Origin of the sequence: Heliomicrobium gestii (assembly GCF_009877435.1) — a bacterium.
GTDB classification, from domain to species: Bacteria; Bacillota; Desulfitobacteriia; order Heliobacteriales; family Heliobacteriaceae; genus Heliomicrobium; species Heliomicrobium gestii.
On record NZ_WXEX01000054.1, the window covers coordinates 1 to 303 of the forward strand.

Genomic DNA, 303 nt, shown 5'->3' on the forward strand with positions numbered 1-303 from the left:
ATGAAGATGGTGACCCGTAGGGGATTCGAACCCCTGTAACCGCCGTGAAAGGGCGGTGTCTTAGACCGCTTGACCAACGGGCCGTTGATGGTGATCCATGCTGGACTCGAACCAGCGACACCCTGATTAAAAGTCAGGTGCTCTACCAACTGAGCTAATGGATCATGTTACGCGAAACCAGGTAAATGGCTGGGGTGGCTGGATTCGAACCAACGAATGGCGGAGTCAAAGTCCGCTGCCTTACCGCTTGGCTACACCCCAGTGATGGTGGAGGGAGAAGGATTCGAACCTTCGAAGGCAGAG

The 303-nt window shown here is 54.8% G+C and carries 3 tRNA genes; all 3 read right to left on the bottom strand.

The features are described from left to right. Positions 1-7: 7 nt before the first annotated feature. The 3 genes from GTO89_RS17030 to GTO89_RS17040 all read right to left on the bottom strand — a co-directional run bounded on the left by GTO89_RS17030 (position 8) and on the right by GTO89_RS17040 (position 261). Positions 8-83, bottom strand: a tRNA-Glu gene (locus tag GTO89_RS17030). Between the two features lie 5 nt (positions 84-88). Then, positions 89-164, bottom strand: a tRNA-Lys gene (locus GTO89_RS17035). Positions 165-186: 22 nt separating this feature from the next. Then, positions 187-261, bottom strand: a tRNA-Gln gene (locus GTO89_RS17040). Positions 262-303 lie beyond the last annotated feature (42 nt).